The sequence below is a fragment of the Ideonella azotifigens genome, from assembly GCF_021043325.1.
GTDB lineage: Bacteria > Pseudomonadota > Gammaproteobacteria > Burkholderiales > Burkholderiaceae_C > Ideonella > Ideonella azotifigens.
Genome location: NZ_JAJNKD010000058.1, coordinates 1 through 560, shown reverse-complemented (window position 1 = coordinate 560; position 560 = coordinate 1). Strand labels below are relative to the sequence as shown.

At 66.1% G+C, this 560-nt stretch carries 1 protein-coding gene and 1 pseudogene; both read left to right on the top strand.

Features of this window, described 5'->3' with window-relative positions; genetic code table 11:
• The coding region (tnpB, locus tag LRH25_RS32605) for an IS66 family insertion sequence element accessory protein TnpB (protein WP_231013300.1) at positions 1–266 on the top strand (266 nt) is incomplete at its 5' end.
• Positions 267–344: 78 nt separating this feature from the next.
• Positions 345–560, top strand: a pseudogene (locus tag LRH25_RS32600) (IS66 family transposase); the annotation flags it as partial.

The window sequence follows — 560 nt, the reverse complement described above, 5'->3', positions numbered from 1 at the left end:
TGGTGCAGCAAGCACTCGGGCTGGACCCGTTCGCCGCGTGTGTCTACGTGTTCAGCAACCGCCAGCGCAACCGGGTCAAGGTGCTGGGCTGGGAGCGCAACGGCTTCTGGCTGCTGCTCAAACGGCTGGAGCAGGACCGGTTCATCTGGCCCAGCGAGCAGGACGTGCCCACGCTGACGGTGGAGCAGTTGCACTGGCTGCTCGAAGGCATTGACATCGGCGTGGTGCAGCGGCACCCGCGGCGCTTGTACGAGCGGGTCGGCTGAGATCATGCCGGTGGTGTCGCGCCATTGCGGCACATCCGAATGGCGTAGCCGACCATGGGCTGGGACACTGCCGGGCAGATGGTCAACATGCCCACCCTCGAACAGTTCAACGCCCTGCAGCAGGCGCTGGCCGATGCGCGCCAGCACAACGAAGCCTTGGCTGGTGAGCTGCGCACGACCACCGGGGAGCTGCGCATCGTGCGCACCGAGCGGGACCTGCTCAAGGAACAGCTCAACAAGTTCAAGCGCCAGCTGTTCGCCGCCAGCAGCGAGGTCACCGGCCAGCACCAGAAG